This is a genomic window from Bradyrhizobium erythrophlei (genome assembly GCF_042430365.1).
GTDB classification, from domain to species: Bacteria; Pseudomonadota; Alphaproteobacteria; order Rhizobiales; family Xanthobacteraceae; genus Bradyrhizobium; species Bradyrhizobium erythrophlei.
In genome coordinates this window covers 19,175-23,782 of the sequence record NZ_JBHMET010000207.1, presented here as the reverse complement: position 1 = coordinate 23,782, position 4,608 = coordinate 19,175, and the positions used below count along the sequence as shown (strand labels likewise).

Here is a 4,608-nt window from a genome sequence, read left to right as displayed (position 1 = left end):
TCGGACGGATCGAGCAGAACGTCCAGTTGCATTCTGACGAGGTCGTCGGAATCCCTTTCACGGCATCATGCTCGGCGGATCTGGGACATCTAGTCACCGCCGTGCTACCGGCTTGATTTTTGCGTCATGCAGCACGCAAGCCCGGTCCGGTTTTGGCACCAACCGGACCAACCGGGACGGTCTCATGACGTCCGTTGATTGGGGGTAGACCGGAAGTGGCTGGCAGAGGGTCGAATCGGCGCTTTTGACCCATTTCGGAAGTCGAGGCCGCTCAAGGCTGATGCTACTCAGCCGGGTCCCCGCGGCTAGAAAGCTACTTGCAGTCTACCTCGGGAGTCGGAGCGCCATAGCGGGCGCGAACGAGGTTTACATTTCCCCTGGCAGAGGTCAGGACAAACAAATTATCGTAAACCGAGCTGCAAATATTTGGTAGTTGCGGTCCTCCGAGCGAGGCAATAAGGCCAGGCACCGACCAGTCGTGCCCCACGACCAGCACCACGCCTGAGCGGTGGCGCACCGCCAGCTCTAATGTTTTGATATACTCGGCACGCTCCTTTATGACCTCGGGCGGAAATAGCGCATCAGCCGTAGGATTGGCGACAAGTGCGCGCTGCCCGACATTTATCACCTCTGGAGCTATCCCGAGCGCCTTGGCCAACGGTTGAGCAGTCTCGCGCGTACGGCGAAGTTGTGTTGTGATGATGCTGGCCACGCCGGCGGTGCGCAACGCGGCGGCGAGGTCCTGTGCACGCTTCGCCCCAGCTTCAGTCAGAGGCGGATCATCCGCCGGTTGTGCCGCTTTATCCGCGTGCCGCACGAGAATGATAACGGGGAGTTCGTCGGCGCTGGCTGGCTGCACGAAGGGCTGAAAAGGCAAATGTATGAAGATTGCCGCCAAAGCGACCGCCAGCACCGAGCGCCAACCTAAGGCGAATTTCATGACTAAATCCCCCTCGATTAATCGGACCCGAAGGCTAAAGGGTTTTCTCTCCTCGAGAAAGCTGCACATTTTTTTGAATTGGCACCAACCGGACCAACTGGGCGGGTCCGCGGCAACATCCAAGCCTTGTTCCGGCCACCCACGGCAACTTAGATAATGCGGCGCGCTTCGATCAGGCTGAAGGGCGAAGCGGTTGCGACAATGGCCTCAACCGAGAGACCGCTCGAGGCCAGCAGAGCGCGATACTGTGCGTCGGTGCGCTCGCAACCCGTTGTCATGACCAGCATATTGAGATCCGTCAGAAGGGCCCGTCGATGAGCGGGGATCTCCTCGACCCTCGCGGGCAACACCTGTTCGATCAGCAGCAGTCGGCTGTCGGCCGTCATAGCCGCGGCGCAATTCGTCAGAATGTTCCGGCTGCTGGCATCATCCCAATCGTGAATCACGCTTTTGAGGATATAGGCATCGGCGGCCGGCGGCACGGCCTTGAAGAAATCTCCATGCACGATCCGGCAGCGGTCGCTGAGGCCCGCCGCGGCGAGAGCCTCGGATGCGTCCGACGTCCCCGATGGGATATCGAAAATCGTGCCATTCAGGCCGGGGCACCATGACAGAACGACGGACAACAATGCTCCGTTGCCGCCGCCGACATCGACGATCGTCTTGAAGCGACTGAAATCGTACGCCGCGACTGCCGCGTTGCCCACCTGACGGGTCATCTCAGCCATCGCCTCATTGAAAATTCTGGCCTCTTCCGGTTGGCTTGCGCGATGCTCGAAGGTGCTGGTCCCGAAAACCTTTCGGAAGGCGGACTTGCCGGTGCGAACGCTGTAGGCCAAATCGCTCCAGGCCCTGCGGGTATCTTCGGACCCAACGAACATTGCAAAATTGCGCAATGAGCCAGGGACGCCGGTCCGCAATTGCTCGCCGAGCGCAGCGCAAGCGAAAACGTCTGGTTCGATTTCCGAAAACACGCCAAGCGCCGACAGCGCGTGCAACAGGCGGGCAAGCGCGGAGGGGGCCGTCTCTGTCGCGAGGGCGAGTTCCGCGACGTGGCGCGCCTTGTCGTGCAGCAGGTCGGCAAGGCCAAGTTTCGCCGCGACGCAGATCGCCTGCGAGGCCCACGCGCCGGTAATCATCGGCATCAGCGAAGGGGCTTCGGGCACCGGGCCTGGTTGTGTAGACACTGTCGCCTCCATGATGTTGATCGCAACCCCGCCGGCGGCTTCAGTTCAACACGTCGCACGCTAGTTCCGCACTCCAACCAGTCCGCCAAATCGCTCCCAACTGCGGCCGGTGAATCGCTGTAACTGCATTTCGGTGATAGCCGACGGGCGATCGATCCCGGTGCGAACCCTGATGCCCGGCAGCAACATCGGTAGTTCGCGATCGAGCCTGTTGGCTTGCCGCATGATGTTGTCGCGCGAGACGTCATCGCCGCATTGCCGCAGCACCAGCGCCAGTGTCATGGTCCGGCTGTAGGTGATGGCATTCTGCATATTGGTGGCGTCACCTTCCGGAAAATATTTGCGCATGAAATCGAAATAGTCGCGGACGCCGGGATCGTCCCTGAATTGAGGATCGGTTGGGTCCTTGCCGTACGCCGCGGTGATCAGGCCCACGGATTTGTCGAGCCCGGCCGGTTCGAGCACGGACGCGACCGCGGATGAAATCGAATTGATGAGATGCAGCGGCTTCCATCCGATCTCGTCGCTTTTCCGGATCGCCTGGGCGGCGAACTTTGCCGTCGTCACGTTGAAGAAGACGTCCGCGCCGGAAGCCTTCAAGGCGACGATCTGCGAGTCGATCGTTGGATCGTTGACCTGATAGGTCAGCTCTTTGACAATCATCGCGGAGGCTTTGGCGCCCAGCCCATCTTTCAATCCCTGCAGGTAGTCCCTGCCGTAATCGTCGTTCTGGTAAAGCACGCCGATCCTCGCGTCCGGTCTGGAGCGTAACAGATAGTTTGCGAAAATCATTCCTTCGGCATGGTAGGTGGGTTGCCATCCGATCATCCAGCTATGTTGCTTTCGATCCTCCCACTTGCTTGCGCCGGTAACGAAAAACAGCTGCGGCACCTTTTGATCCGAGAGATATTTCTGTACGGCCGAGACCGTCGCGGTCCCGAACGCGCTGAACATCAGGAGCACGCCGTCGCCCTCGACCAGCCGGCGAGTCTGCTCGACGGTCTTCGACGGGTTGTAGCCGTCATCGAGCGAGATGAAATTGATCTTGCGGCCGTTGATGCCGCCCTGTTCATTGAGCATCTTGAAGTAGGCCGCTTCCATGCGCCCGATCGTACCGTAAGCGGATGCGGCGCCGCTGTAGGGCATCGTGTTGCCGATCTTGATTTCGCCGCCGCCGGCTTGCGCCGGCAAAGGCGTCGCCAGCATCAGGCTGGCCAGGCCGGTGCAGTACAGCGCTCGAACCAGCGTCAACGGTCCGGAACGGGCGCACGGAATTAAGGCGGTCAGTTGTCGCAGGAACGTCATTGTCGCCTCCCTATTCCATCGATTGGCAGATCGGTTCTGCGTCGCGGCTTTCGCCGCCCGTGGCCCGGGCGGGCATAGGAATCGTTGGCTTCGATTACCCGGGCCAGCATATCGAGCAGGGCGGTGCGCTCCGCTTTCGCCAGCGGTGCCAGAATCCGCTCCTGCGCAGCGAGCAAGGAGGGGCGCAACCGAAGGCGCAAGTCCATGCCGCGCCGGGTTAGATAGAGCTGGCGGGCCCGCCGGTCATTGGGATCAATCTCTCGTTTGACCAGACTCTTTCGCTCGAGAAACTCGATCATTTGGCCGAGGGTGACAGCGTCAACGCCGAGGCGGCTCGCGAGCTGCCGCTGGCCGCTCCCGGGCACCTCCTGAATGGCGGCCATGACCCCATAAAGCATTGGTGTCAGATCCTCATGCACGAGAATCTCAGCTGTCACGCCAAGGCAGATCTGGTGAAAGCGACGTGCCAGATGCGCGGGCACTCTGTGCGATGACAGCACCTTTGTTGACTTTGCGTTTGGTCTAGAGCGGGGCTCGTGCATGAAATTCCCGAGCGAAAATAATATGAATATTTATGATTAGAATACTAATTATATGATCTGTCAACGACCTCCTGCGCAGGTTGCTCGCATCATCCTGCCCATTGGCCGCTTTCGCCAGATCACCTGATAGTCGTCGGGACGACCAAGGCCAAGCCTGCAAGGTCACCTAGTGCGCTGGCCCCCTTTGAGACATGCCGACGGACCCTGAAAAGGTCTGCTGATGGGGGAAGGCCGGAAGTGGCCAGCCAACCCGCAAAACGGCGCTTTTGACCCAAGGCGGACCTGACGCGCTCCCGGTGCGGAGTGCTAGAATAGCAGGGAACGGATCGTGTCCATGCGAAGAACCGCCGCCGTCATCGGCACCGCCATCTTCTTCGTGTTCGCGCCCTGCGTGGTGGCCGGGGTGGTCCCGTGGTGGATTTCGCGCTGGGAGTTCAGGTTGTCGTTTCCCGGCGTCGAGCTCACGCGCTTCGTCGGCGCCGCGCTCATTCTTGCCGGCGTAGCCGGGCTCGTGGATTCATTCGCGCGTTTCGCGCTGCAGGGGCTCGGCACGCCGGCGCCGATCGCGCCGACCCAACATCTCGTCGTTACCGGCCTCTATCGCTATGTGCGCAATCCAATCTACCTGGCAGTC

General features: G+C 60.6%; 4 protein-coding genes and 1 pseudogene. 1 reads left to right on the top strand and 4 read right to left on the bottom strand.

Annotation, left to right across the window (positions count from 1 at the left end; genetic code table 11):
• Positions 1-313 precede the first annotated feature (313 nt).
• The 4 genes from ACFFWD_RS29355 to ACFFWD_RS29340 form a co-directional block, all read right to left on the bottom strand.
• Positions 314-940, bottom strand: a complete 627-nt coding sequence (locus ACFFWD_RS29355; protein WP_376971267.1) for a histidine phosphatase family protein — start codon at positions 938-940, stop codon at positions 314-316.
• A 149-nt stretch (positions 941-1,089) separates the two neighbouring features.
• On the bottom strand, positions 1,090-2,139 hold the full coding sequence (locus ACFFWD_RS29350) for a methyltransferase (RefSeq protein ID WP_376971264.1): 1,050 nt from the start codon (positions 2,137-2,139) through the stop codon (positions 1,090-1,092).
• Positions 2,140-2,187: 48 nt separating this feature from the next.
• Positions 2,188-3,432, bottom strand: coding sequence for an ABC transporter substrate-binding protein (locus tag ACFFWD_RS29345; protein WP_376971262.1), 1,245 nt, complete (start codon positions 3,430-3,432; stop codon positions 2,188-2,190).
• Positions 3,429-3,851: a MarR family winged helix-turn-helix transcriptional regulator gene (locus tag ACFFWD_RS29340; protein ID WP_376971260.1), complete on the bottom strand. Its 423-nt coding sequence runs from the start codon at positions 3,849-3,851 to the stop codon at positions 3,429-3,431. The genes ACFFWD_RS29345 and ACFFWD_RS29340 overlap by 4 nt, the downstream gene beginning before the upstream one ends.
• A 457-nt stretch (positions 3,852-4,308) precedes the next feature.
• Between ACFFWD_RS29340 and ACFFWD_RS29335 the strand changes: the two are divergent.
• Positions 4,309-4,608: pseudogene (locus tag ACFFWD_RS29335) on the top strand (isoprenylcysteine carboxyl methyltransferase); the annotation flags it as partial.